Below are 25147 nucleotides of genomic sequence, written 5' to 3' on the forward strand. Positions count from 1 at the left end.
ACCACGCGGTCCGGCGGAATCGTGGGGCGGGGCATGTGCACACATGCCCCGCCCCACGATTCCCTTGTCTTCGCCCCGCATCCGCTCCATACCGAGGATTCACCCCATTGGGCAGGCGCTCGGAGTGAACGGAGGGGGTGGAAGGGGGCGCGTTCCGGGTGCGATCTGTCCTGCCGATCATCCGCTGCCTACCGTCGACGTAAGTGCACGGCGGGGAGGTTCGACGGATGAACGGTCGGCGGACCGATGCGGACGAGTACCTGGTGCGCATCAGAGACCTCGCCGGGCGACCGCGCGGCACGGGGTTCCTCGCGGACGACCGCGGCACGATGATCACCAGCCACGAGGCGGTCGACGGGCTCGCCCGCCTCGTCCTGCTCGCGCCGGGTGACCGCACCTGCCTGGTCGGGGCGGATGCCGTGACCTCGCTGCCGGGCTGCGACCTCGCGCTCGTGCGGACCGAGGGGCTCGGGGTGCGGCCGCTGCCCGTTGCTGCGGCCGACTGGATCGAGGACGGCGCGGAGGTGCGGCTGCGCGCGGGCCGCTGGCAGACCGCGCGGATCATCGGCGAGGCACTGGTGACGTACACCGCCACCGACCGCTTCCACCTGCTCGACGCGGCCGTGGAGCTGTCCGTCGGCGAGCGCGACGGCCTGCGCCTGGGCGAGGAAGCCACCGGCGGCCCCGTCATCGACGCCCGTACGGGAACGGTGGCGGCCGTCCTCGGTACCGCGCTGCACGCCGAGCGCCGGACGGGCGGTTTCGCGATCCCCCTCCGGGCCGCCGCCGGGGCCTCCCCGGACGGCCCCCTCGCGGCCCTCCTGGAGCGCAACTCCGCCACCATCCCGGCGTACGGCCCCGACCTCAACCTCGCGGGCGCCCTCCAGCTCACGGCCACCTCCCTGGGGCAGGTCACCACCGCGCGCGCCCTGCGCGACCCCGTGCAACGGCCGGAGATCGCCAGGGAATTCGAGCGCTTCCTGGAGTGCCCCCGCACCACGGCCGACGGCACCCCGGCCACCGACGCGGACGCCGCACCCGACGGCGAGGACGTACCGGAGGGCGGGCTGCCCTGCGGCACCGGCGCGGCCGATCCCGCGGACCCGCCCGATGACGCCGGCCGCCCGGACGACACGGAAGCGGCCGCCGAAGCGGGACCGGAAGAGGCGGCGGGGCCGGGACCGGAAGAGGAAGCGGAGACCGTTCCGCCCGCCCGGCCCCTCGTCCTGGGACTCGTGGGCGGGCCCGGCACCGGCCGCACGACCGAGCTCGGCGCCCTCGCCTCCCGGCGGGCCCGCGGCTCGGAGCCCGCGCCCACCATCTGGCTCCGGGGCGCCGACCTGCGCGACGGCGACGAGAGCGTACGGGACGCCGTCGCGCGCGCCCTGGAGGCCGCCGCGCGGATCGTCACCGCCTCGGCCGGCGCGGCGGGCACGGTGGGGGACCCGGCCGAGGCCACCCCGGAGGCCGTCGCCGCCCTCGCGCACCGCGTGGGGCGCCCCCTGCTCGTCGTCCTCGACGGACCCGAGGAGCTCCCCCCGGTCCTCGCCCACGGGCTGCCCGCCTGGACGGCCGCGACCGCGGAGTGGCTTGAGGGGGCCTCGGCCCGGCTCGTCGTCGCGTGCCGCCCCGAGCACTGGGAGACGGCGGGCGCCCTCTTCCCGCCCACCGCCCTCCATGTGCCGGACGCCGCACCCGCCCCCCGGGGACTGCCGCCCTGCGTCCGCCTCACCGACCTCACCCCCCGCCAGGCCGCCGAGGCCCGCGCCGTCTACGGCGTCCCCGAGGAGGCGATCCAGCCGGCGGACGCCGCCCACCCGCTCGCCCTCCGGCTGCTCGCGGAGGTCCGCGCCGCCCTCCCGGACGGCGCCGCGCGGCCGGGCGCGGCCGGGGAGGACGAGGGCGCCCGGCCGCCCGACCGCTGGGACGTTTTCTCCGCCTACCTCGACCTGACCTGCCTGCGCATCGCCGTACGGCTCTCCGCCGACCGGAGGCCACCGCTGCGCGGCACGACGGTGCGCCGGCTCGCCGCCCGGGTGGCGGGGCAGGTGCACGAGGCGGCCCGGCGCTGCCTCGGGCCCGGGCAGGGGGAGCTGGAGCGCGAGGCCTTCGAGGAGCTGTTCCCCTGGCGCAACGGCTGGGCCTCCGCGGTGCTCACCGAGGGCCTCCTCGTCCCCGCGGGCAGCGGCTACCGCTTCGCGCACGAGGAGTTCGCGGACTGGCTCCAGGGCGCGCACCTGGACCTCGACGCGGCCCTGCACGCCCTGGTCCACCGCTGGTACGAGCACGAGAGCGCGGCCATTGAGGCGGAGGAGCGACTTCCGTCCCGGCCGGGAGCCGGGCCCGCCCCCGAGGGCCACGTGCCGCCGCCCCCCGGCTCCAAGCGGCCGCCCCGCTCCGGCGCCGGCCGCCGCCGCACCCGGCGCGGCACCGCCGAGCAGGAGAAACCCAAACCCCTGCCCGTGCCCCGGCACCGCATCGGCCCCGTGCTCCAGTCGCTGCTCCTCCTCGCCCGGCGCTCCGGCCCCGCAGCCCTCGCCGACCGCCTCTGCGCCCTCGTCCACGCCGCGGAGGCCCTCTCCCCGGCCGGGCGCTCCGCCCTCGGCCGGACCGCGGCCGTCACCGACGGACCGGTCCCCGCCCTCCCCGACCCCGCCTGGTGGGCCGCGCACCTGCTCGGCGAGACGCTGCTCCGCGTCCCCGACGCCGCCCCCTATCTCGGCGCGCTGCGCCTGCTCGCCGAGCGGATCACCGCCCGCGCCGTCGACCTCGGCGGCTTCGACAGCGACGCGAGCCGGGCACTGGGCGGGCTCGCCGAGTTCGGCCCCTGGTTCTGGCTCCGGCTGCCCCTCGGCCTCGCCGACCGCCTCGACCTGCTGCGCCTGCTGCTCCCCGCCGACGGCCCGCCGCCCGGCGCCGCCCCGGCCCAGGACCACACGCAGCTCCAGCCGCACCAGGGCGCCCACGCGCCCCAGGCCGACCGCTTCCTGCCCGCCGTCGCCACCGTCCTCGCCGAGGACCCCTGCGCCGCGCAGCCGCTCATCTGCCGCTGGTTCACCGACGAGCGCCCCCTCCAGGCCGCGCCCTACCCCGACAGCGTCCCGTTCACCGTCTCCACCGCCGCCCAGGTGCTGCTGCACACCCACCGCCACCGCGCCGTCGACGACCTCGCCGAGGCCCTCGTGGAGGCCGGGCACCCCCGCGCCGACGAGCTCCTCAACGCCCTCGCCGAGGACGAGCCGTCCGCGCTCTGCCGGGCCGTCGACCGCTGGGCCCACGACGACCGCCTCGAGAGGCACGTGGCCGCCGCCGCGTACGCCCTGCGGACCGCGCCCCACGTCACCATCGCCGCCGACCGCGAACTGCTGCGCTACTCCGCGCTCGCCCTCCTCGCCCGCCCCGCCGAGGGCGCCCTGCACGGCACCGCGCTCGCCCTCCTCGTCCGCGACACCGAGACCCGCGCGAAATACCTCCCGCAGGCCGTCGTCCGCTTCGCCGCCGGCGATCCGCACATGCCCGCCGAGGCCCTCGCCACCGCCCTGACCACCCACCCCGAGCCCGTCTTCGCGATCTTCCGGGCGCGGCTGTACGAACCGGGCGACGGCCCCGGCCAGGTGCTGCGCGCCCTCGCCGAGGTCTCCGCCCCCGCCCTCGCCCGCCGCGCCGCCGCGCTCGTCCAGGAGCACATCGAGCACCGCCCCGAAGGCGCCGCCCACGCCGCCGCCTTCGTCGACCGGCGGCTCGAAGAGGGCCCCGCCGCCCGGTCCGTGCTCTTCCCGCTCGTCGTGCACCTGCTGAGCAGCCGCCCCGCGCAGGTCCGCCGCGCCCTGGCGCCCGTCCTGGCGGCCCCCGGCACGTCCCTGTCGCGGCCCTTGCGCCAGGAGTTGCTGGAGGTGCTGCTGGAGCGCGAGCAGTACGGGCCGTACGAGCGCGACGTCACCGTCCTCGACGCCCTGCTGCGGGCCGTGGCCGCGGGTGCCGCCGAGCGCACCGAGGCCCGTTCGCGCGACCTCGTGCACCGCACCGGTCTGCTGATGGCGCGCACCGCGGAGGGCGCCGCCTGCTTCGACCGGCGGCTGACGCAGCTGGCCCGCGAGATCCCGGTCTTCGGTGAACAGGTCCGCCGCTGGCTGAAGTCCGCGCCCGCGCAGTGGGCCGTCGTGGTGGGGCCGAGGGCGCGGATCCGGCTGACCGCCGGTGCGGACGCGGGCGATGCGACCGTCAGTGGACCGGCCGATGCGGACCGCCGCGAGCCAGCATGGCACTCTTAGTCCTGCGTATATCGACAGACAACAGTTCGGGTTCGGGCGAGGAGCGGGCACAGTGCAGCGCTGGCGTGGCTTGGAGGACATCCCCCAGGACTGGGGGCGCAGCGTCGTCACCATCGGCTCGTACGACGGGGTGCACCGGGGGCACCAGCTGATCATCGGGCGCGCGGTGGAGCGGGCGCGGTCGCTCGGCGTCCCCGCGGTGGTGGTGACCTTCGACCCGCATCCCAGCGAGGTCGTGCGGCCGGGCAGCCATCCGCCGCTGCTGGCCCCGCACCACCGGCGCGCGGAGCTGATGGCGGAGCTCGGCGTGGACGCGCTGCTGATCCTGCCGTTCACGGCGGAGTTCTCCAAGCTCTCGCCCGCGGACTTCGTGGTGAAGGTGCTGGTCGACAAGCTGCACGCCAAGCTGGTCGTGGAGGGCCCCAACTTCCGCTTCGGGCACCGCGCGGCGGGCAACGTCGACTTCCTGAAGGAGCTCGGCGCCACCTACGACTACGACGTCGAGGTCATCGACCTCTATGTGACCGGTGAGGCGGGCGGCGGGCTGCCGTTCTCCTCCACCCTGACCCGGCGCCTGGTCGCCGAGGGCGACGTCGCGGGCGCGATGGAGATCCTCGGCCGCCCGCACCGCGTCGAGGGCGTCGTCGTCCACGGCGCGCAGCGCGGCCGCGAGCTCGGCTACCCCACCGCCAACGTCGAGACCCTCCCGCACACCGCGATCCCGGCGGACGGCGTCTACGCCGGCTGGCTGACCGTCGGCGACGAGGCGATGCCCGCGGCCATCTCGGTCGGCACGAACGTGCAGTTCGACGCGACCGAGCGGACGGTGGAGGCGTACGCCATCGACCGCACCGACCTGGACCTCTACGGCCTGCACGTGGCCGTGGACTTCCTCGCCTACCTCCGGGGCATGGAGAAGTTCGAGTCCATCGAGGCGCTGCTGCAGTGCATGGCGGGCGATGTGAAGCGGGCGCGCGACCTGGTCGCGGCGCACGAGGCGGCCCACGTCACGGCGTGAACCACCGACGAACGGAGAGGGCCCCGGGCGACATCGCCCGGGGCCCTCTCCGTTGTCCGCTCAAGTCTGCTGCGGCGGGTACTGCTGGGGGTAGCCGTAACCGCCACCGGGCTGCGGCTGACCGTACGGATACGGCTGCTGAGGCGGCTGGGACTGCGGATGCGGCTGCTGCGGATAGGGCTGGGCCTGCGGCTGCCCGCCCGCGTACGGGTCGTACGGCTGCTGGTACGGGCCGGGGGCACCCGGCTGCCCCGGCTGCTGCCCGGGAACGTACGCACCCGGCACCGGCGGCGCCTGGTGCGCGGGCGGGTTCTCCCCGGTCCACAGCCCCCGCTGCTGCTGGGCCCGCGTGAAGTCCTCGGCGACCAGGGCCGACAGATGGAAGTACGCCTCGCGCGTCTTCGGCCGCATCATCTCCAGGTCGACCTCGGCGCCCGTCGCCAGGTGCTCGTCGAAGGGCACGACCACGACACCGCGGCACCGCGTCTCGAAGTGGGAGACGATGTCCTCCACCTTGATCATCTTGCCGGTCTCCCGGACCCCCGAGATCACCGTGACGCTGCGCGAGACGAGGTCGGCGTAGCCGTGCGCGTGCAGCCAGTCGAGGGTGGTGCTGGCGCTGCTCGCCCCGTCGACGGACGGCGTGGAGACGATGATCAGCTGGTCCGCGAGGTCGAGGACGCCGCGCATCGCGCTGTAGAGCAGGCCGGTGCCCGAGTCGGTGAGGATGATCGGGTACTGCTTGCCCAGCAGGTCTATCGCCCGCCGGTAGTCCTCGTCGTTGAAGGTCGTCGAGACCGCCGGGTCCACGTCGTTGGCGATGATCTCCAGCCCGGAGGGCGCCTGCGAGGTGTAGCGCCGGATGTCCATGTAGCTCTGCAGACCCGGGATCGCCTGGACGAGGTCACGGATCGTCGCCCCGGTCTCCCGGCGCACGCGGCGGCCGAGCGTGCCCGCGTCGGGGTTGGCGTCGATCGCCAGGATCTTGTCCTGCCGCTCGCTCGCCAGCGTCGCCCCGAGCGCGGTGGTGGTCGTCGTCTTGCCGACGCCGCCCTTGAGGCTGATGACGGCGATCCGGTAGCAGGACAGCACGGGCGTGCGGATCAGCTCCAGCTTGCGCTGCCGCTCGGCCTCCTCCTTCTTGCCGCCGAACTTGAACCGGCTGGTGCTCGCCTGCTTCTTCGGCTTCGGCTTGTTCCGCAGCAGCCGCTCCGACGACAGCTCCATGGACGCCGTGAACCCCAACGGGGCCCCGTGCACGGACCGCTGCCGCTGCTCGGGTGTCACGGTCGGCCACCCACCGGACCGCGGGTCCACGGGCATGCCGGGCTGCGGCTGCGGGTGTTGTTGTTGCTGTTGCTGCTGCGGCTCGGCGAGCGGCGGGAGGGCGCCGTTGTCGGGCGTGACGGCGGGCGGCAGCGCGTAACCGCCGGCCGGTACGCCCGGCTGGGCCGGGGTGGGGGGAGCGGGCTGCCCAACTGCCGCCTGAGGCATGGCTGTCGGGGCGTTCGGCGTCGCGTCCGGCGCGCCGGGCCCCGGGTAGCCGTACCCGCCCTGCGGCGCGCTCATCGGCGCGTACGGAGGCTGGGGCGCCGCCTGGCCGGGGTAGCCGTAGCCGCCCTGCGGCGTGTCGACCGGCACGGGCGGGGGAGTGGCTGCCGTCGGGGGGACGTCGGGACGCGGGTACGCGGGCGCCACGGGCGCGGGTGCCGGGACGGCGGGGGGAGCCTCGGCGGCGGCCGGGACCGCCGGATGGAAGTCCGGAGGCAGCGGGGGCAGCGGCCCCTGAGGCACGGGCGGCGGGGCCCATGGGGCGGGGGCCGACGCGTCCGCGGCTTCCTCTGGCGGGGCGATGGCGGAGAACCGCATGGTGCCGTCGCTCCGCGCGGGGCTCGCCTCCTCCGTGCGTCCCGCGACCTCGTCCTGCAGGGCGGCGGCGGAGAACCGCATGGTGCCTTCGGCGGGAGGGCGCGGCGCTTCGGTACGGTCCGGGGCGGCTTCCTGCGGGGCGATGGCGGAGAACCGCATGGTTCCCTCACGGGCACCGTTCCCGGCCTCGTCCCGCTGCGTGCCGGGGGAGAACCGCATGGTCCCCTCGCTCCGCACGTCACCGGAGCCTTCGGGCGCCATGCCGTTGCTCCGCGCCATGTCGGCCGCGTCGGCGTCGACGTGCGGACGCGGCGCGTCGACGAACGCGACCTGGCCGGCCGCCTCGGCCCCGAAGGACGACGGCTGGTCGCTGCCGAACTCCGGGAAGCCGGTCGCCTGCGCTCCGAAGGGCGGGACGGCCGGGGGTGCGGGCGCGCCCGCTGGGCGCTCGGGGATGTGGGCCTGCGGCGTGTGGATGTGTTGCTGCTGGTCGCTGCCGGTCTCAGCAGGGCTGGTCGCATGCGCTGCGAAGGGAGGGACGGCCGGAGGCGCGGGCGCGTCCGCTGGGCGCTCGAGGCTGTGGGTCTGTGCCGCGCCGACGAGTTGCTGCTGGTCGCTGCCGGTCTCCGCGGGGCCGGTCGCCTGTGCTCCGAAGGGCGGGACGGCCGGAGGTGTGGGCGCGTCCGCCGGGCGTTCGACGAGTCGCTGCTGGTCGACGCCGGATTCCGCGGGGCCGGTCGCCCCCGTTCCGAAAGCGTTGCTGTCGAGCGGTGCGTCCGCCGGGTCGGCGGCTCGCGGCCGGTCGCCGCCCTGCTCCGCCGTGCCGGTCGCCTGCGTTCCGAACGGCATGGGGTCGACGAGCGGCGCCTCCGCCGGGCGCCCGGCGCCGCCGGGCTCCGCCGCGTCGGTCGTCTCGGCGCCGAAGGGCAGCAGGTCGGCGTCGCCGTCGAGCGGTGCGTCAGCGGTACGGACCGCGCCGCTGTCGGGTGCCTCAACTGCCGCTGCGCCAAAGGGCGAACGGCTCTCGCTGTGCCCCGCCAGCGCCGCTCTGTCGTTGCCGACCCCGGCGTCCGCACCTGCGGCACCGAGTGCCGACGCGTCGGCCGTGCGCACGTCACTGTCGCGAGACCCGGCGTCGACCGCCTCCGCCCCGAACGGCAGCTCGTCCGCGGAGCCGACGCCTTGCGGCGCGAAAGGCGAACGGCCCTCCGCCACGGCCGCCCCGGCGTCAGCCGTCCCGGCGCCGAAAGGCGCGAGCGCCGCGTTGTCCGACCCGGGTGCCCCCGATGCCGCGCCGTCGGACCGCTCGTCCGAACTCATGGCGTCAGCCGGGCGCGGCGGCCACACGGGCGGCAGACCAGGCGGGGCCGACGGCGGAGCGGACGGCGGAGCCAGTGGCGGAGCCAGCGGTTCACCCGTAGGCGGGGGCGGGGCCGTCCGCCCCGCGTCACCCTCGCCGACGGCCGGGCCACCCACGGGTCCGGCGGAGCCGGCCGCGCCGGCGGTCGGCGACACGGCGTTCTGCGTGTACCAAGCCGGTGGGGTGTAGTCGATGGTGAACTCGCCCGAGTGGTCGGGTTCGTTCTCGTGGCCCGCGTCGGACCGGTCCTCGCCGGCTGTGGTCCCGCCCGCGCGGAGCTCGTCCCGATCGCTGCTCACATTGCCTCCTGCTGGTGTGGTCTGACGCCCATGTTCTGCCTGTCGGGCCCGACCGTTCCCGTCGTCCGACCGCCCGGGGTTCCCCCTGTGCGACGGGAGGGACCCGGCGTGCGGTTCTCCCGTGCGTACACCCACCAAGACTAATCGTCATACGCATCGCCAGGGCAGGCCCGTCCCCACCTCGTCAACGGCCCCCGCGGCAACCGCCCCCGGGCGCTGCCACTGCCGGGTGATAGAAAGACGTCCCGCTCGAAAGCCGTAACGGCGCGGGATCCGCGCCCGATTCGCTCCTTTTCGATGGAATGTTGACGTTCCATCGGATCGCGGGGGGAGGCAGAACGGACGCCGGGCCCGCACACAAGAGGTATGCGCTGATGGTCCAGCCGCCCCCACCCCCACCGATGCCCCCGAACCAGCCCTCCGAGGGCGGGTTCGGCGCACCGCAGGATCCGGCGAACGCTCCGCAGTCCCCCCTGCAGCCCCCCACCCCGGCCGCCGAACCCCCGGTTCCTACCGGGCCGTCGGACCCGCTGACCAAGCCCGCGGCCGCTCCGGACCAGCCGCCGGCACCCCCGGCCCAGCCGCCCGCCGCGCCTCCCGCCCCCGCGGCCCCGCCCTTCGCCCCGCCCGCCTGGGGCGGCCCCCCGGCTCCGGGACAGCAGGTTCCGGGCGGCCCCACGCCGTACCCGCCGAACCCGTACGCGCAACAGCCCGGCGCACAGCAGCCCAACCCGTACGGAGCCTTCCCGCCGCCCCCGGGCGGGTACTTCGGCGCACCCGGTGCACAGTCGTCCGGCGGTCCGGACAAGAAGCGGACGGCCGTCATCATCGGCTCGGCCCTCGCCGTCCTCGTCGCGGCGGCCGGTGGGGTGTGGGCGCTGACGGGCGACGACAAGGGTTCGGACAAGCCCAGCGCCCACGGCAGCACCGCCCCCGGCAAGAGCGGCAAGGACAGCGGCGGCGAAGGCACCGCGGGTCCGCGCGACGGCGGCGCGAACGACCCGAACGACGCGCGCCAGGACGGCGAGGCGAAGGTCGTCATCGACCAGAAGGGCCCCGACGTCGACCAGGCCAGCGCGGGCATTCCGGGCTTCTGGGTAATGGGCGACTACGCCGTCAAGACCGTGCAGGACAAGGTCGTCGCCTATTCCACGGCCGACGGCAAGGAGAAGTGGTCCATCCCGCTGCCCAAGCGCGTGTGCGCGGCGCCCCGGGACACCACGGACGACGGCAAGGTCGTCGTGGCGTACGACGGCGACAAGAAGGACGAGTGCGGCAACTACGCCATGCTCGACCTCAAGTCGGGCAAGAAGGTCTGGGACAAGCCCATCCCCAAGTCGGGCGGGTTCGCCGAGAGCTTCATCGGTATGGACATGGCCATCAGCGGCAACGCGATGGGCGCCGCCTGGTTCGGCGGCTCCGGCATGATCCGGGTCAGCGACGGCGAGACCATCGCCAACCCCGACATCCAGGCGGGCTGCGGCGTCGACGGCTACGCGGGCGGCAAGGCCCTGCTGCGCTCCTGGACGTGCGTCGACGACAAGACCTCGCACATCGAGAAGGTCGACCCGGCCACCGGCAAGGCCGTCTGGACGTGGGACGGCCGCAAGGGCCTCCAGACCAAGAAGATCTACTCCACAGAACCGGCCGTGGTCTCCGTCTCGGACGACGACAAGACCGGCGGCGTCATCGCGCTCAAGGACGGCAAGGAGCGCTCGGTCATCGACCTCGGCGGCCAGGCGTACGCGCCGACCTGCGGACTGTCGATCGTGAACCACGACCTCGGCGGCTGCCAGGGCGTGGCCGCCACGGACGACACCCTCTATCTGCCGACCCAGGGCAACTACTCGTCGGGCAACGAGATCCACGCCTTCGACCTCAACACCGGCAAGCGCAAGTGGGCCGCCAAGAACAGCGCCAAGCGCGAGCTCCTGCCGCTCAAGGCGGACGGAGACAAGGTCGTCGCGTACCAGAAGGCGTCGTACGACAGGGCGGGCGCCGTCGTCAGCGTCGGCTCCGACGGCGACCCCAAGGTCCTGCTCCAGATACCGGCATCCATGACGTCCGCCGAGAACTACTTCTTCAGCGCGCGCTATGTCTACGAGGGCGACCGCTTCTACATCGCCTCGACACGCCTGTCGAGCAGCAAGTCGGGAGGCGACAACAGAATGCTGCTGGCCTTCGGCAAGTGACCGTTTGAGGACCGGGGTCCGGGGCGGGGCCCCTCACGCGGCGGAGCCGCATGTCGGATGCTGCGGGAACGGGCGGGCAGGGGAAAACCTCCCGCCCTGCCCACCCGGTCAGTCCATCCGCCGCGCGGAACCAAGCAACCCGACCTCCGGCCCCGTCGCCCGAGTGTCCACATACATGCGCGACCGACGCGCACACCACAACGTCACCCCGTCCCCCAGCGTCGGCAACGCCGAGACGTCCTCCGCCGACAGCCCCAGGAGCCGCCCGAGCTGCGCCGCCTCCTCCGGGGAGACCCGCTGGACACCCACCAGATCCGCACTCGCCATCAGACGCGGCGCCTCCGGGCCCACGAACGGGAGCAGGGTCAGCACCGGCTGCCAGGGCGCGGCGACGACCCGCCCGCGCGGCGGCCGCGCACCGCAGTCGCGGACCACGAGTACGGGGCTGTGCACCGACGCCCCTTGCGGTGGCACCCGCCCGACATCGTGCAGAGTGACGCACGGCTGACCGCTGTTGGCGGCCTGCGCGAGTGACGTCCACAGCTGGCGGCGGCCGGTCTCGACGGCGACCCGGGCGCCCGTGCCGACCGTGCGCAGCGCGATGACCTGTGCCGTCCACGCGCCACCGACGAGGACGGCGTCGAAGGGGGCGGTGCGGCCGATCCCGAGGACGGCCGGGGCGTCGTGGGGGTCGGTGCCGATGACCACGCCGTCGTCACCGACCGGCAGTGCCAGCGACTCGAACTGCTCCGGGGCGAGCTCGTGCCGCCCACGGCGCGGCCCCAGCAGCCCGAAGCCGAAACGGCGCCGGGCGGCTCCGGGCGCTACGGGAGCGGGATCAGGCGGAAGCGCGGTGGTCATCAGCGAGTCCCTCCCAAGGGCAGCGTGGCAAGGACACCGGGCACCTGCTCATGATCCAGCCGCACCAGACCGGCCTTCACTCCGCGCGCGGCCCGCTCCAGCTCCCGCCGGGCGTCTGCGAGTTCGTCGGAGCTGCGGCCGGTGACCCGTACGTGCGCGGCCATGCTCGGCGCGTGCCGGCCGCCGGGCGTACGGCCGCGCCCGAGGGTCAGGCTCAGCGTCGTCGACAGCGCGGGCAGCGAGGTGAGCAGCGCGGCCAGCTGAGGCAGGGGAGTGGCCCCCGGACCCAACTGCGGCCAGCGCGCCAGCCAGTACGTGCTGTGCCACCGGTCGTCGCACCGCCAGGCCCGTGGGCTCTCCGCCGTCCGCCGCACCGGCGTGCCACTGCGGCCCGCCTGCGCCGACGCCGTCGGATTGACGTTCGCCGCGGTCGAGACGGCGGCCGCCAGCCCCTCCTCGGACAGCAGCTCCGCCCGGAACCCGGCACCCTGCAAGCGGCTCGCCAGCTGGTCCGCCGCCCGCAGCAGACACCGCCGCGCGCCCTCCACGCCCGAGCCCCGCGCCTCGACGGCCTCCCGGCACAGCTCCGGGTCGAGCTTGAGCGCCACCCACGTCAGCCGCACCGCCGGGGTCCCCGCCATCGCCTGGAGCGGCGCGTAGTTGCGGGCCGCCAGGGCCTCCGCGGGCAGATGAGGGGCGGGCGCGGGCAGCGTGCTCTGCACGACCTGTATGGACTCCAGCCGGATGCCGTCGACATCCATCGCGTCGCGCAGCAGCGCGAGCGGCAGCGCCTTCTCCGTCCGCAGCGGCCGCAGTGGCGCGTCGACCGCGTCGATCCGCAGCACCACCGTCAGGAACGTGCCGTCCCCGACCACGCCCACCTCGCGCCGGTCGCGATCGGTGAAGGAGCCCGTCCGCAAGGCCGGTTCGCACTCCAGGACCGGGGCGAACCCGGGATCCGTGCCCACCGGGGCGGCCTCCGCCCGCGCCGCGCGCCGCCGCAGGGTCACCGCCGTCGCCAGCCAGTCCGCTATCGGCCGCTGCCCGCGGCGCACGAGCGCGAGGAGCAGCAGCACCGCGGCCACCACGGCCGCCGGTGCCAGCCACATCGGGCCCGCGACCCACGCGACCAGCACCAGCGCGAGGGCCACCTCGACCAGCACCAGCTGCTGGAGCCGGACCGGCCCCACGCCGCCGGGCCTCGACACGGCCCGCGGCGCGACCGCGCCCGGCGGCGCGGTGACCCCCGACGCCCGTACGCGCGTTGCCGCACCCATGCCTGACAAACCCCCTCGCCTCACGCTGATCCCCTACCGGCATAGTAGGGGGCCGGTACGACAACCGGACCGAGGGCAGGGTCCGCCAGCGCCCGTCAACCGAAGCCGACCACTGGGGAGAAGCGGCGACACATGGCATCACGCCGGGATCAGCTCAACGCGTACACCTTCGCGAAGAAGCGAACGGTCGCCGCCTTCCTGCAACCCTCCCCCAGCGGAACGGAGGAAGGCGCCCCGCGCCCGCTGCGCGCGGTCCTCCCCGGGCTCGTCGTCGGGGCGGTGCTCGTCGCCGGATTCGGGGCCTGGGGCATGTTCAGGCCGGTCGCGCCCAAGGGCTGGGACGACACCGCCGCCCATGTCATCGTCGGCAGCGAATCCACCACGCGCTATGTCGTCCTGGAGACCGACAACAAAAAGCAGCTCCACCCGGTCCTCAACTTCGCCTCCGCCAAACTGCTCCTCACCCCCGACAAATCCACCGTCATCAAGGTGAAGGAGTCCGAGCTCGACAACGGCCACATCCCGCGCGGCCCGACGCTCGGCATCCCGTACGCCCCCGACCGCATGCCCGGCGCCGACGAGGCGGGCAGGAAAAAGCAGTGGGCCGTCTGCGAACAGCCCGGAGGCAACGGCAACACCACGCAAAAGGCCGTCTTCCTCTTCGCCGACCGCGACCCCAAGCTCAAACACCTCACCGGGCCGGACCGCCTGCGGGGCAATCAGGCCCTTTATGTGCAGGGCCCCGACGACGCCCGCTATCTCATCGACCCGCAGGGCACCAAATACCTGCTCGGCGGCCCGGAGTGGAAAGCCCTCGCGGACACCCCGGACTACAACCTGCTGCTCCGCTCCCTCTTCCGCGACGGCGCACAGCCGCAGCGCGTCACCAAGGACTGGCTGGGGACCTTCGACGACGGAGCCCCCATCGTCTTCCCCGAGATCCGCGGTGACATCGGCACGGACGCGGGCGTCGGCACCCTGCCCGGGAACGCCAACCGCGTCGGTACGGTCCTCGAAGCCCCCACCGGCACGGGCACCCAGCACTATCTCGTGCTCAAGGGCAAGGTCCAGCGCGTCTCCGAATTCGTCGCCAAGCTGCTCCTCAACAGCAAGATGCTGACGTCCCTCGGCCAGGCGGGCACGCCCGAGCACGTCAGCGCCGCCGCGTTCACCCCGGACGACGAGGAGTTCTACGGGAAGTACCACTGGCCCTCGCGCGTACCCCAGCAGGCCAACAACCAGGATTCCGCCGCGGGCGGCGGTGCCAGGAAGACGGTGTGCAGCATCTTCGGCGGCCTTTCCGCCGGAGGCACCCCCGACCTCGCCACCTGGGCCGGTACGGATTACCCGGCGACCATTCCCGACGGCGCGACGAGCGCCTATGTCACCCCCGGCTCCGGACTTCTCTACCGCCAGGTGACCGGCCATCAGACCACCAGCGGCTCGATCTTCCTCGTCACCGACACCGGGCTGCGCTACGCGGTGCAGTCCAACGGCGACAGCGGCACCGGAAAGTCGAAGATCGGTGAGAACCCCGCGCCGTCACCGGGCGCGGACGGAAGCACCCCTGAAAGCTCGCCGTCCGCATCGCCCGAAGCAGACACGGCCCGCACCCGGCTCGGCTATCAGAACGTGAATCCCATGGCCGTCCCCGCCAATTGGTCGCAATTCCTCCCCACGGGCCCGCGGCTGGACGCCAACAGCGCCCGGCAGCCGCAGGGATCGTGAGGGACGACATGCGACGCATCACCATGGCGCTGGCGGCCGCCGCACTCATGACACCCGTCGCGGGAGCCTCGGCCGCTTCCGCCCGGATTCCCGTGGCCCTCGACGGCAGCGGCGAATGCAGATATCCCGCGAAGCCCATCAAGGGCACTCCCTGGTCGCTCCAGCGCGTTCTCCTCGACCAGCTCTGGCAGGACACCAAGGGCAAGGACAGCGACGGCCACCCGGTGCGCGTGGCCGTCATCGACACCGGGGTCGACATCCACAACCCCCAGCTCAAGGACGCCGTCGACGCCAAGAGCGGAGCGGATCTGCTGGCGGGCGCGGAAGCGAGTGCCGCGGACGGTGTGGGCGTACGCGAGGCGGCGAACGACAGCCGGGCGGCCGGACCGAAGGACGAACTCAAAAAGGCGGACAAGGCGACCCCGAAGGCCACACCGAAGCCCTCGGAGGCGCCAAAAGCGACACCCACCCCGAAGCCCTCGGACTCCGCGTCGGCGAAACCGACCCCGAAGCCGTCGGAGAAGCCCACTCCGAAACCCGAGCCCGAAAAGCCGGCCGTCCAGCTCGACCCCACGCTCGACCTCGTCGGTCACGGCACGAAGGTCGCCGGCATCATCGCGGCCCGCCCGTCCTCGAGCAGCGGATTCGTCGGCCTCGCTCCCGAATCCGTCATCATCCCGATCCGGCAGAACGACGAAAAGGGCACCGGCACTTCTCAGACCCTCGCCCAGGGCATCAATCTGGCCGTCGCGGCCGGAGCCCAGGTCATCAATATCTCCCAGGACACGGCGAAGGCGCTGAAACCCGATTCCGACCTGGAACTCGCGGTGAAGAACGCCCTCGCCAAGGACGTCGTCGTGGTTGCCTCCGCAGGCAACGACGGCCTCGACGGCAACGTCAAGGAGACCTACCCCGCCGCCTACAAGGGCGTCCTCGCCGTGGCTGCCTCGGACCGTAACAACGAGCGCGCGCCCTTCTCCCAGCCCGGTGAATTCGTGGGCGTCGCCGCCCCCGGCGTGGAAATGGTCTCCACCGTCCCCCTCGGCGGCCAGTGCGTCGACAACGGCACCAGTTTCTCCGCCCCGTACGTCGCCGGAGTCGCCGCCCTCATCCGCGCCAAACACCCCGACTGGAAACAGAACCAGGTCGTGGCCCAGATAGAGCAGACCGCCGAGCGCGCCACGAACGGCCACGACCGCTACATCGGCTGGGGCGTGGTCGACCCGGTCCGCGCCCTCACCGACGACGCCCACCCCCTCGACCGCGTCACGTCCGACCAACCCACCACCCACCGCGCCAAGGCCCCCGCCCCGGCCCCCGTGGCCATGGGCGAATCCCCGTCCCAACGCCAGGAACGCCTCGCCACGTACGGCCTGGGCTGCACGGCGCTGCTGGTGGCGGCGATCGCGGGGGTGGCGGTGGTCCTACGGGATCTGAGGCGGCGTCGGTCGGCCTGATTGAGTACGCGTACTCAGGCGCCGACGGCATGCATGGCCGCACCATGGAATTCGTGCCGTGCGTGACGCGAGTGGCGTAGTGTCTCGCTGGATGCCACAGGGGAGGGGCAGGGGTGCAGCAACGCGACGTGGGTGATTCGGAGCCGAGGCCGTTCGGCGGCAGCAACCTGGCGAAGGAAGCCGAGACGCTGACGAAGTTCAAGAGCCGGATCGACACCATCATGTCCGAGCTTGAGAAGTCGCCGGCCTCGCAGAAGGCCATCAGCCAACAGGCGATCTCCAAGGACGCGTACGGCACCGGCTTCGGCTCCGCCGACGACCTCGCCAAGCTCTACGACAAGGTCCACGACCGCTTGCAGACGCTGTCCCAGATCCTCGGCGACCAGGTCGAGTCGATGGGCATCGCGGCCGTCGTGGCCGAGCGCGGATACGACGGCATCGACGCCGAACAGGCCGCCCGACTGCGGGCGATCGAAGAGCGCGTGCGCAAGAACTACCACAACCCGACGGCCGGCAAGCCCGCCTCGGCGCCCGGCGGACACGAGCCCAAGCCGGACCGCAGCGGTGCGTCCGACCTCGGGTCCGAGACCGCGTAAGGGGGCAGGCGAATGGGCAAGGGACAGTTCGACGACGCCACACTCGAGCAGCTCTACGCCATGGTGGCGGGCGGCCAGCCGAAGCAGATCAACGACGCCGCGGACGCGTTGCTGAAGGCGTTCACCGACATCAACGACCTCGGCGGAGAACTCCAGGCACACGTCGACCGCGTCAAGTGGGAGGGCGAGGGCGGCGAAGCGTTCCGCAACTGGGGCGCGGAGCTGGCCAAGCAGACCCTCAAACTGGCCGACTACACGCTGAAGGTCGGCATCAACATCGGCTTCGCGGGCCAGAGCCTGGGCGAGGCCAAGTCGTCGATGCCGGCGGTGGAACCGTGCTACGCGGATCCGGCGAAGGAGAAGGCGCGGCTGGATGGGGCGGAGTCCAACCGTCAGGAAGCCATCAAGGCGATGGAGCGGTTGGACTCCTACTACCGGACGGTGCATTCGGATGTGGCGGGGTTGGAGGAGCCGAAGTTTCCGCATCTTCCATCCATGTTGGCGGCAGCGCCGGTCTTCGACCAGGAACGGCCGGACAGCGCCTCGGTTTCGCCGGGTTCAGCGGGCGGATACGGCGGGGTGCGCGAAGGCTCTGTGATGCCCGGCACTGGCGCAGCCGGTGGGACCTCCAGCGGACCCTTGCATCCTTCTGGTGAAGGGCGACACGGACAACTGGGCACAGTGTTGAGCGCTGACCGTCCTGCGCATACGGCGATCGACTCTGTGGCACTCCCGCAGGCTCCGGACACAGCCACCAGGCACTCCGTCCCGCGCTTGCCTGTCGATCGCCCGGATCCAAGAGGCCCTGTCATGCCAGGACCTTTGGCGCCTGCCATGCCGTCCGGCTTGCAACGCGGGGTCGAAGTGCCGCGCGTACCTACTGTTGGTCGCCCTGAACAGGTGAGCACAACCCGGCCTGAAGGTATCCCTCGGGTCGGCGGCAAGGACGGGATCGTCGGTGGCATGCCCGCCCGTTCGGGCAGTCAGTCGGCCGTCCCGCGATTGCCGCGAGGCACTGTCGTGGGTGAAGAGCGGACCGTGAACGGACCTCAAGCGGGTACAGCGGCGGGACCGCGAGGCACTGCTGCAGGCCCAGGTGCTCGGACAGGAGGTCCGATGGGCATGGGTGGCCATCCCGTCGGTGGCGGCACCCCCGGCCCGAGAAATGGCTACGCAGGCCGAAGGCTTGCCACAGAACCGGGCGGTACTGCTGGTGGCCTGCGTGCACCGCGTGAAGGTCGCTCCGAGTTCACACAGGGCGGCTCAGGTCTCGTGCGAAGTCAGCCACCGGGCGTGATGCCACACTCTGGAGTCAACTCTTCAGGCAATAGCCGTCGTCGCTCCAGCAGCAGGCCCGACTATCTGGTGGAAGACGAAGAGACCTGGACCAGAGGCCGCGGGAACGTCGTGCCTCCAGTCATCGAATAGCTCACGAGACCTCACGAAGGGGACCACTGCCTCATGCCATTTCCGGCTCAGCGCGCTCTGCGGACCTCGGCGTTGCTAGCGGTGGTGCTCGCAAGTATCGCGACTCCGGCAGCGGCGCAGGACGAGCACTCGCGGCAGTGGTTCTTGGACGACATGCAGGCGGAACAGATGTGGAAGGTGAGTAGGGGAGAGGGCGTCACAGTTGCCGTGATTGATACAGGCGTGGACGGGTCGCTTCCAGAGCTGCGTGGTCAGGTATTGGAAGGTACAGACGTTTCCAACAAGCCCACAGGTGCCCATGTGGACAGCGAAGGCCACGGAACGAATATCGCTACGCTGATTGCCGGTACTGGCGTTGATGGCGGAATTCAGGGTTTGGCTCCCGGGGCCAAGATCCTCCCGGTGAAGGCCGTGCCCGATAGCCAGGCAGACGCCGTTGACGCGCTGATGGCCAGGAGTATTCGGTACGCCGCTGATCATCAGGCCCGAGTCATCAACATTTCGCTGGCAGGGGATGGTGATGCAGTTCAATACGCCAACACCCAAACTGCCGTCGACTACGCCCTGGGCAAGGGGAGCCTGATCTTTGCCGGTTCAGGCAATGGTGGAGACAAGGGCAACCAGCCAGAGTTCCCTTCGTCGCTCCGGGGCGTCGTTGGCGTAGGCGCGATCGATCGCCAAGGCAAGGCGGCGAAGTTCTCGACTTACGGCAACCAGGTGGGGCTCGTAGCCTTCGGCGAGGAAATCGTCGCACACTGTGAAAAGGGTCCCGGCTATTGCATCGGGCGCGGCACCAGCCAAGCCACCGCCATCGCCTCCGCCTCCGCCGCCCTCATCTGGGCCAAGCACCCGGACTGGACCAACAACCAAGTCCTCCGCGTCATGATGGAGACGGCCGGAAAGCCCGCGGGCGCCAAAATGCCCAGCAAGTACCTCGGCTACGGCAGCGTCCGCCCCCGCAAGGTGCTCGTCGACGGCGAAGGCGACCCCGGTCCCGCGGACGTCAACCCCCTCCTCGCGGCCAACGCACCCAAGCCGTCCCCTTCCGTCTCCGCCCCGAACTCGTCCTCAGCCGGCAAACCCATCGCCGCGGAGCCCGCCACGGACGACGGCATCGGCACCATCGCCTGGGTCGCCCTGGGCGCGGGCGCAGCAGTGATCCTCGCCGCAGCCGTCGGCTTCGGCGTCATGCGCCGCCGCGCCAAGGCGACTTACCCGAACCAGCCATAACAACAAGAAAGGCGAAGCATGTCGGGCACTCAGAAGATCAGTGATCCAGCATTCACCAAATTCGAAGGCAAGATCAGGGAGACGAGCGAGGCCCTTTCGGCCAACCTCCGGGCCCTGGCCGACGCCATCGCCACCGTCGAGGCCGCATGGACGGGCGCCGGCGCCCAGGCATTCCGCACCGCGCAGCTCGCGCTCAATGACGACCACGACGCCCTGCGTCGGCTGATCGACGGCATTCATGACGCCGTGGCGCTGACCCGCAAGTCGAGCCACGCCAACGACGCCGACATCATGGCGACCTTCAACAAGATCGACGTGAATGGCTCCGCCCCGGGCGGACACCTCGGTTCCCTGGGTACGAGCGCCGGTGTCAGCGCCGGTCTCGAAAGCAAGATCAGCAGCTACTAGCAGCACTTCCGAAGAAACAACCACCACAAGGGGGGTACATGTCCGGGGCGAATGACGACCTCAAGGTTCATTACAGCTCGGTCGAGAAGACCGCCGATGACATCAGCAAGGCGGCCGGCGTCGTCGACCAGCAGCTGAAGGACATCTGGGCCGCGGTCAACGACGTCACGCACGGCTGGGAGGGCGAGGCCCACCAGATGATGCTCCAGGCGAAGGCGCAGTTCGACGCCCGCGGTACGCACATCCACGGGATCCTGACCGAGATCTCGGCCAAGATCAAGCAGGGCAGCATGGATTACCGGCACACGGACCGCAAGGCTTCCCAGCTGTTCGACATCAGCTACTGACGGCCCGCGGCCGTGGGGTGGGCGGGCAATGCGCGGCGAGACGCGCCCGCCCGCCCCACTCCGCACGCTCAGGTCAGATCGAACTCGCCGTCCCGCGCGCCCAGCACGAAGGCCCGCCACTCGCTTTCCGTATAGCGCAGCACGACCTCCGGTTCGGCCGACGACCGCATTGCCACCGCGCCGCCCGGGAGATACGCGATCTCGACGCGCACCTCTGTCGTGGCGTCCGGCGCGCTCAGCCACTCCACGCCGGAGATGTCCATCGCGTAGAGCTCGTCTTTCTCATGTGGGTCCATGGGGCAGAGGCCGCCTTTCAGGGTGCGATGTTGCCGCCATATCGCGGCGCGCGCACATGAGTTGGCGCCGCGAGATTCAACGTGAGCAGCGTACTCCCGGAGGCGCCGCGTCATCGGTGGATCACCGATCACGGTCGCCTCGGAGCCGGTCGTAGTTCCGTGCCGCGTCCCGCGAGAACGCCACCCACAGCTTGTGCCCGGCCAGCGGCCCGCCTACCTCGTCCAGGCCGCAACAAAGGCTGTCGCTGGCGTCCAGCGCGGCGTCCAGCATGGAAAGCGCGGCCCGCCGCTGCGCCCGACAGGCTTCCCGTTCGGCCTTCGGGTGCCGGGGGTGCTCGTCGAACACGGTGAGCCGCAGCACGCCGAACCGCCACCGAATGGACAGATTGGTCGCCTTCCCGGGGGTGAACAGGTAGGCGTTGGCGAGGAGTTCGGAGGTCGCGAGCACGCCGAGCTCGACCATGTCGGCGAGGTCGTGCGCACGCAGGAGGCGATCGACGGTCTTACGGGCCATGCGGAGGCAGTACGCGCCGCCGGGGAGCCCCAGGGAGTAGTCGAGGTTGCTGGGGATGGGCCCGGTGTTCGCGGACACGGATGACGAATCGGGCATGCAGGGGGCGAGGATCATGCGTGGTCACTCCAGACGCTCGGCAGGGGAGAGTCCTCGCACGCGGTACGGGCGCCGGTGGCCTGCCTCCCTGGGCGCGAGCGCGCCCACTCCAGGGAAGGTGGGCATGCTCGCGCGGTGCACTTCCGGCTCCACGGCGTGTGAGCTAGGCAACACCGACGGTAGCGCAGTCGGGAAGCCCTGTGCTACTCACTCTCAGGAATCCCTGTGCTACGGGGTGATCGCTGGAACTCGCCGCTACCGGCGGGCAGACTGGTTGCCGGTTCGAGAGGGGAGCCACATGCCGCCGAGAAGCAATCCGACGATCCGTCAACGTCGGTTGGGAGCCGCGCTACGCCACTTGCGGGAGCAGGCAGACATGTCAGCCCTGGACGCGGCAGCGGTGCTCGGAGTCGACCGCACCCGCATCTCCAACACGGAGGCCGGGCGCTTCGGAATCAGCCCGGCCCGCATCCGCGTGCTCGCCTCCAACTACGGTTGTACGGACGACGGTTTGATCGACGCTCTCGCCGCGATGACACAGGACCACACCAAGGGCTGGTGGGAGACGTACAGGGACGCCCTTCCTGCCTTCTTCCTGGACATCGCCGAGCTCGAGTGGCATGCGGTCAGGATTCGCAATGCCTTGACGTCGCACATCCCCGGTCTGCTCCAGACCGCAGACCACGCACGAGCCATCTTCGATTTGGTGATCCCGGCGATGTCGGCTGAAGAGATCGAAACCCGCGTGGCCCACCGCTTGGAGCGTCACCGAGTCCTCGACCGGGATGACCCTCCTGCTTACGAGGCAGTCGTCCACGAGAGTGCTCTGCGCATGCAGTTCGGCGGACGTTCCGTCGCACGTGCTCAGCTGGAAAGCCTCCTGGAAGCGAGCGAGCGGGAGCACGTCAGCCTCAGGGTGATCCCATTCGCTGCTGGCAGTTTCCCCGGAGCCGGACAGACGATCCTCTATGCCTGTGCGTCGGTTCCCCAACTCGACACCGTTCAGTTGGACACGTCCCACGGGTCTGTCTTTGTCGATTCCGAGATGCAGCTTGCCAACTACCGATTGCTGTTCGACATGATGGAACCCTGCGTACTCGGCGAGAGTGAGTCACGCGAGTTCATCCACGAGATCGCTCGGCAACTTTGAAGGGCACGTCATGTCCGAAATCCGGTGGCAGGAACCGCTCTGCGCCAATGGCGGCAACGCCTGCCTCCAAATCGGCCACACCGCGACCGGAACCCCCATACTCCGCGAAACAACCCGACCCGACGAACTGATCGCCACCACCCGCGAAGGACTCCGCAACCTCATCGAAGCCGCCAAGAGAGGCGACCTCGACCACCTCGTATAAGCACCACGCCCGGCCGCGCCCTGCTGCCGGGCACCCGCCCGGCGCGGCATGCGCGAACTGCCCGCGACCATGGGGCCGAATCACGCCGTGGAGGACCGCTCGGTGCTGTGGGAGCCGGTCGCCGTCCGCGAGATGAGCTGACGATCGCGCGCCGACAGCATCGCCAGCGCGCATCCCAGCAGAAGCGCCGCGCCGTGGATGTTCTGGGCGACCGCCAGCACGGCGCCGACGAGCGGCACGGCCAGAGCCGTCGGCCGGTGGACGGCGATACCGCGCTCCTTGCCGACCCGTATCAGCGCGGACGCGGCCACGCAGGCGACGATCGCCGGGATGGCGGCGCCCGACCAGAGAGTGCCGACCATGGCGCCGCAACAGAGCAGCAGCACCAGCGCGGCCCAGTCGGGCAACCGGGAGTCGTCACGCCACAGCGCCAGCGCGGCGGCGCCGGCCAGCGCGCAGATCGCTATGGAGTTGCCGCCACCGGTGGGCTGCCAGGCATAGCCCACGAACTCGCAGACGATTCCCACCCCGAAGTACTGCAGCAACCAGCGCGACCGGGACAGGACCTGCTCCGCGACCGTCCCCATCAGCAGCAGGAAGAGCAAGTTGCTCACCGTCCCGGCCACCCCGCCGTCCTGGACGAACAGGGAGGTGACCGAGCGCCACCAATCCCCGTGCAGTCCGGCCGGAGTCCGCTGCAGATCCGCGAGCACGCCGCGCACCGCGAACTGCAGGAGGTTCACCGCCGCGGTAGCCGCGAACACCACCGCCGTCACCACGGGGAACCGTCGCAGACCTGCGCGTTCAGTGATCGTCATGACCACAAGTATCCGGCCTGGCGCGGGGCCCGACCAGTGCCGTAACTAACGGTCTCTGCATGACAAATGTCCCGGACCAAGGGTGCGAGTCACTGCTCCACGGCGTACTGCGCCACCCCGTTGCCGAGCGACCAGTCGATCGACTCGTTCTCGGTCAGCGTGACGAACATGTTCCGCGGCTCGGTACCCGCGTACTCCTGGGCGAGCTCGGCGATCCGCCGGTACAGCGCCTGCTTCTGCTCCGGGGCGCGCCCGGACCGCATGGTGATGGCCACGAACACGATGCCGTCGTAGCGGTGCACACCGAGGTAGTCGTCGAAGCGAAGCGTGCCGGTGGTGCCGTCGTGACTGGTCAGTATCTGGAACCGGTCGTCGGCCGGAAAGCCGATCGTCTCGGTCAGGGCGTCGTGAACGGCGCGGCCGAGCGCGTCGAGCTGATCGCTGTCGGCTCTCAGCGCGTCAATGCGGACAAGTGGCATGCCAGTTCCCCTCCGGGGCGGGTGGACGGTGGGATCGCCTTCTGCCGTGATCGTACGTACTAGTAGGTACAGATGGGAGTGCTGCTGTCGATGCCTTGGATCTCTTAACGTGCAGGCGTCAGGCCTTGCACGCGCCCTTGCGCGCTGTGGCGATCAGGCCGACATTCGTCGGTTCCGCGGGCGCGTTCTTCACGGAGACGCCTGTCGTGACCGTCAGGCAGTAGGGGCTGCCTGTCTTCCGCGAGGAGATGGTGAACTTCTCGCCGCCGTCGTCCGTCTTCCCTGCGGGTTCGAACGTGAGGTCACTCAGGACATCTCCAGTTACCTTCCTCATGACCGTGTCCACGGCGAGGTAGTAGTCGGGCGAGAGTATGCCGCCCTGCTGCACCTTCTCCTGATCGAGCCGGGCCACGACGTCGTCGACGGCACTCTTCACGTCGCCCGCGTCGTATGTCGATTGACTCTCCCAGTGCATGAGCACGAACCCCATGCCGCAGAGCACGGCGGCACTGACGAACGCGCCGACACGCTGCATGGCGTAGGCGGCGGGAGACGGCTCGTTGGCCCCGGGATCGCGGTACTGCCATGCGCGGCCTCCCCAGTAGATGGCCCGGGGGTTGATGCAAGCGACCAGAAACAGCCCGGCGGCCAGAATCCAGCACACGCTCGCCATTTGCATGGTCTTGGTCATCGGGAGGCGGGCACTCCAATCATGAATCGCAGGTCTGTCCGGAAGGGATCGTCAGTTGCTGTCAGGGGTGTTGGGATCGCCGGAGTCGCGGAAGCACCTGGAGTACAAGGTGACTTCGATCAGTGGTTCTTTGCCGTCGAGCCCCTTCATCCACGTGACTTCGAGTTGAGTGCGAGTCTCCGAGTGAACGGCCGAGATCTCCAGATTCTGGTTCCTGCTGGTGTCTGCCCCGTACCTTTCGACCTTCCAGCCCTGCGCCGGGAGCTTGTCCTTGAGGTTGTTCATCCCCTTCTGGAGACTGTCGTTGTCCGCCCCGTACAGGGACCAGGGATGCCTGACACTGCGGTAGCCGGACACGTCGCCATCACTTGTGCTGCATGAACCGGCTGCGGGGCCGGGCTCGGTTACCTTTCCCTTGACCTGCAGCATGTCCAGAACCTTGCTGGACAGGGAGCCGATTTCCTTCTCGACGGCCTGGCTGCTGCGCGTTTCCGGTTCGTAGTCGAGCTTTCTGGTCTTTTCATCCATGGCAGAACACCCCATAGTCAAAGTCAGGA

Annotated in this window: 21 protein-coding genes; 12 read left to right on the forward strand and 9 right to left on the reverse strand. The window is 71.3% G+C overall.

Going from position 1 to position 25147, the window contains the following annotated elements:
* The first annotated feature begins 227 nt into the window (after positions 1-227).
* Both DXZ73_RS30275 and DXZ73_RS30280 read left to right on the forward strand, forming a co-directional pair.
* The gene (locus tag DXZ73_RS30275; protein ID WP_240351546.1) at positions 228-4271 is read left to right on the forward strand and encodes a serine protease; all 4044 of its coding nucleotides are present in this window, start codon (positions 228-230) and stop codon (positions 4269-4271) included.
* Between the two features lie 52 nt (positions 4272-4323).
* Positions 4324-5289 carry a bifunctional riboflavin kinase/FAD synthetase gene (locus DXZ73_RS30280; protein ID WP_116214174.1) on the forward strand — a complete coding sequence of 322 codons (966 nt, stop codon included), beginning with the start codon at positions 4324-4326 and terminating at the stop codon, positions 5287-5289.
* A gap of 60 nt (positions 5290-5349) precedes the next feature.
* On the opposite strand, the gene DXZ73_RS39675 is transcribed toward DXZ73_RS30280, so the two are convergent.
* On the reverse strand, positions 5350-8817 hold the full coding sequence (locus DXZ73_RS39675; RefSeq protein ID WP_240351547.1) for an SCO5717 family growth-regulating ATPase: 3468 nt from the start codon (positions 8815-8817) through the stop codon (positions 5350-5352).
* Positions 8818-9218: 401 nt separating this feature from the next.
* Here DXZ73_RS39675 and DXZ73_RS30295 point away from each other — a divergent pair, with 401 nt between their 5' ends.
* A complete protein-coding gene (locus DXZ73_RS30295) occupies positions 9219-11009 on the forward strand; it encodes a PQQ-binding-like beta-propeller repeat protein (protein WP_162890380.1) in 1791 nt (596 codons plus the stop codon).
* A gap of 108 nt (positions 11010-11117) precedes the next feature.
* Here the strand turns inward: DXZ73_RS30295 and DXZ73_RS30300 are convergent, their stop codons facing one another.
* Together DXZ73_RS30300 and eccE are read right to left on the reverse strand one after the other, a co-directional pair.
* Positions 11118-11870 carry a hypothetical protein gene (locus DXZ73_RS30300; RefSeq protein ID WP_116214177.1) on the reverse strand — a complete coding sequence of 251 codons (753 nt, stop codon included), beginning with the start codon at positions 11868-11870 and terminating at the stop codon, positions 11118-11120.
* Positions 11870-13147, reverse strand: a complete 1278-nt coding sequence (gene eccE, locus DXZ73_RS30305; RefSeq protein ID WP_116214178.1) for a type VII secretion protein EccE — start codon at positions 13145-13147, stop codon at positions 11870-11872. Before eccE ends, DXZ73_RS30300 begins: the two co-directional genes overlap by 1 nt.
* Before the next feature lie 132 nt (positions 13148-13279).
* On the opposite strand from eccE, the gene eccB reads away from it, so the two are divergent.
* From eccB to DXZ73_RS30335, 7 genes are all read left to right on the forward strand, one after another.
* On the forward strand, positions 13280-14875 hold the full coding sequence (eccB, locus tag DXZ73_RS30310; protein ID WP_116214179.1) for a type VII secretion protein EccB: 1596 nt from the start codon (positions 13280-13282) through the stop codon (positions 14873-14875).
* A 47-nt stretch (positions 14876-14922) separates the two neighbouring features.
* The gene (gene mycP / locus DXZ73_RS30315) at positions 14923-16332 is read left to right on the forward strand and encodes a type VII secretion-associated serine protease mycosin (protein WP_425315927.1); all 1410 of its coding nucleotides are present in this window, start codon (positions 14923-14925) and stop codon (positions 16330-16332) included.
* Positions 16333-16460: 128 nt separating this feature from the next.
* On the forward strand, positions 16461-16928 hold the full coding sequence (locus DXZ73_RS30320; RefSeq protein WP_240351548.1) for a hypothetical protein: 468 nt from the start codon (positions 16461-16463) through the stop codon (positions 16926-16928).
* Between the two features lie 12 nt (positions 16929-16940).
* The gene (locus DXZ73_RS38445) at positions 16941-18356 is read left to right on the forward strand and encodes a WXG100 family type VII secretion target (RefSeq protein WP_162890381.1); all 1416 of its coding nucleotides are present in this window, start codon (positions 16941-16943) and stop codon (positions 18354-18356) included.
* A gap of 153 nt (positions 18357-18509) precedes the next feature.
* Positions 18510-19586 (forward strand): S8 family serine peptidase, encoded by a 1077-nt coding sequence (locus tag DXZ73_RS30325; protein WP_240351814.1) that lies wholly within the window; start codon positions 18510-18512, stop codon positions 19584-19586.
* 18 nt (positions 19587-19604) lie between these two features.
* Complete coding sequence (locus tag DXZ73_RS30330; protein ID WP_116214183.1) at positions 19605-19994, forward strand: WXG100 family type VII secretion target; 390 nt, start codon at positions 19605-19607, stop codon at positions 19992-19994.
* A gap of 38 nt (positions 19995-20032) precedes the next feature.
* Positions 20033-20341 carry a WXG100 family type VII secretion target gene (locus DXZ73_RS30335; protein ID WP_116214184.1) on the forward strand — a complete coding sequence of 103 codons (309 nt, stop codon included), beginning with the start codon at positions 20033-20035 and terminating at the stop codon, positions 20339-20341.
* Between the two features lie 68 nt (positions 20342-20409).
* Here DXZ73_RS30335 and DXZ73_RS30340 read toward each other — a convergent pair whose 3' ends face one another.
* Entirely contained in the window at positions 20410-20637 is a 228-nt protein-coding gene (locus DXZ73_RS30340) for a DUF397 domain-containing protein (protein WP_116214185.1), read from the reverse strand.
* 121 nt (positions 20638-20758) lie between these two features.
* A complete protein-coding gene (locus DXZ73_RS30345; RefSeq protein WP_162890382.1) occupies positions 20759-21229 on the reverse strand; it encodes an ATP-binding protein in 471 nt (156 codons plus the stop codon).
* Positions 21230-21545: 316 nt separating this feature from the next.
* Here DXZ73_RS30345 and DXZ73_RS30350 point away from each other — a divergent pair, with 316 nt between their 5' ends.
* Together DXZ73_RS30350 and DXZ73_RS30355 are read left to right on the forward strand one after the other, a co-directional pair.
* Positions 21546-22397: a helix-turn-helix domain-containing protein gene (locus tag DXZ73_RS30350; RefSeq protein ID WP_116214187.1), complete on the forward strand. Its 852-nt coding sequence runs from the start codon at positions 21546-21548 to the stop codon at positions 22395-22397.
* Positions 22398-22407: 10 nt separating this feature from the next.
* On the forward strand, positions 22408-22602 hold the full coding sequence (locus DXZ73_RS30355; RefSeq protein ID WP_116214188.1) for a hypothetical protein: 195 nt from the start codon (positions 22408-22410) through the stop codon (positions 22600-22602).
* Between the two features lie 80 nt (positions 22603-22682).
* Here the strand turns inward: DXZ73_RS30355 and DXZ73_RS30360 are convergent, their stop codons facing one another.
* The 4 genes from DXZ73_RS30360 to DXZ73_RS30375 form a co-directional block, all read right to left on the reverse strand.
* Entirely contained in the window at positions 22683-23420 is a 738-nt protein-coding gene (locus DXZ73_RS30360; RefSeq protein ID WP_116214189.1) for a rhomboid family intramembrane serine protease, read from the reverse strand.
* A gap of 89 nt (positions 23421-23509) precedes the next feature.
* A complete protein-coding gene (locus DXZ73_RS30365; RefSeq protein WP_116214190.1) occupies positions 23510-23899 on the reverse strand; it encodes a tautomerase family protein in 390 nt (129 codons plus the stop codon).
* 118 nt (positions 23900-24017) lie between these two features.
* Entirely contained in the window at positions 24018-24590 is a 573-nt protein-coding gene (locus tag DXZ73_RS30370; RefSeq protein WP_116214191.1) for a hypothetical protein, read from the reverse strand.
* Between the two features lie 51 nt (positions 24591-24641).
* Positions 24642-25118 (reverse strand): hypothetical protein, encoded by a 477-nt coding sequence (locus tag DXZ73_RS30375; protein WP_162890383.1) that lies wholly within the window; start codon positions 25116-25118, stop codon positions 24642-24644.
* Positions 25119-25147 lie beyond the last annotated feature (29 nt).

Origin of the sequence: Streptoverticillium olivoreticuli subsp. olivoreticuli (genome assembly GCF_003391135.1) — a bacterium.
GTDB lineage: Bacteria > Actinomycetota > Actinomycetes > Streptomycetales > Streptomycetaceae > Streptomyces > Streptomyces blastmyceticus.

Bases quoted from the DNA above. Each gene is read 5' to 3' on its own strand.
- DXZ73_RS30275 (WP_240351546.1), top strand. From the start codon at position 228: ATGAACGGTCGGCGGACCGATGCGGACGAGTACCTGGTGCGCATCAGA.
- DXZ73_RS30295 (WP_162890380.1), top strand. From the start codon at position 9,219: ATGCCCCCGAACCAGCCCTCCGAGGGCGGGTTCGGCGCACCGCAGGAT.
- DXZ73_RS30300 (WP_116214177.1), bottom strand. From the start codon at position 11,870: ATGACCACCGCGCTTCCGCCTGATCCCGCTCCCGTAGCGCCCGGAGCC.
- eccE (WP_116214178.1), bottom strand. From the start codon at position 13,147: ATGGGTGCGGCAACGCGCGTACGGGCGTCGGGGGTCACCGCGCCGCCG.
- eccB (WP_116214179.1), top strand. From the start codon at position 13,280: ATGGCATCACGCCGGGATCAGCTCAACGCGTACACCTTCGCGAAGAAG.
- mycP (WP_425315927.1), top strand. From the start codon at position 14,923: ATGACACCCGTCGCGGGAGCCTCGGCCGCTTCCGCCCGGATTCCCGTG.
- DXZ73_RS38445 (WP_162890381.1), top strand. From the start codon at position 16,941: ATGGGCAAGGGACAGTTCGACGACGCCACACTCGAGCAGCTCTACGCC.
- DXZ73_RS30325 (WP_240351814.1), top strand. From the start codon at position 18,510: ATGCAGGCGGAACAGATGTGGAAGGTGAGTAGGGGAGAGGGCGTCACA.
- DXZ73_RS30330 (WP_116214183.1), top strand. From the start codon at position 19,605: ATGTCGGGCACTCAGAAGATCAGTGATCCAGCATTCACCAAATTCGAA.
- DXZ73_RS30335 (WP_116214184.1), top strand. From the start codon at position 20,033: ATGTCCGGGGCGAATGACGACCTCAAGGTTCATTACAGCTCGGTCGAG.
- DXZ73_RS30340 (WP_116214185.1), bottom strand. From the start codon at position 20,637: ATGGACCCACATGAGAAAGACGAGCTCTACGCGATGGACATCTCCGGC.
- DXZ73_RS30350 (WP_116214187.1), top strand. From the start codon at position 21,546: ATGCCGCCGAGAAGCAATCCGACGATCCGTCAACGTCGGTTGGGAGCC.
- DXZ73_RS30355 (WP_116214188.1), top strand. From the start codon at position 22,408: ATGTCCGAAATCCGGTGGCAGGAACCGCTCTGCGCCAATGGCGGCAAC.
- DXZ73_RS30360 (WP_116214189.1), bottom strand. From the start codon at position 23,420: ATGACGATCACTGAACGCGCAGGTCTGCGACGGTTCCCCGTGGTGACG.
- DXZ73_RS30365 (WP_116214190.1), bottom strand. From the start codon at position 23,899: ATGCCACTTGTCCGCATTGACGCGCTGAGAGCCGACAGCGATCAGCTC.
- DXZ73_RS30370 (WP_116214191.1), bottom strand. From the start codon at position 24,590: ATGACCAAGACCATGCAAATGGCGAGCGTGTGCTGGATTCTGGCCGCC.
- DXZ73_RS30375 (WP_162890383.1), bottom strand. From the start codon at position 25,118: ATGGATGAAAAGACCAGAAAGCTCGACTACGAACCGGAAACGCGCAGC.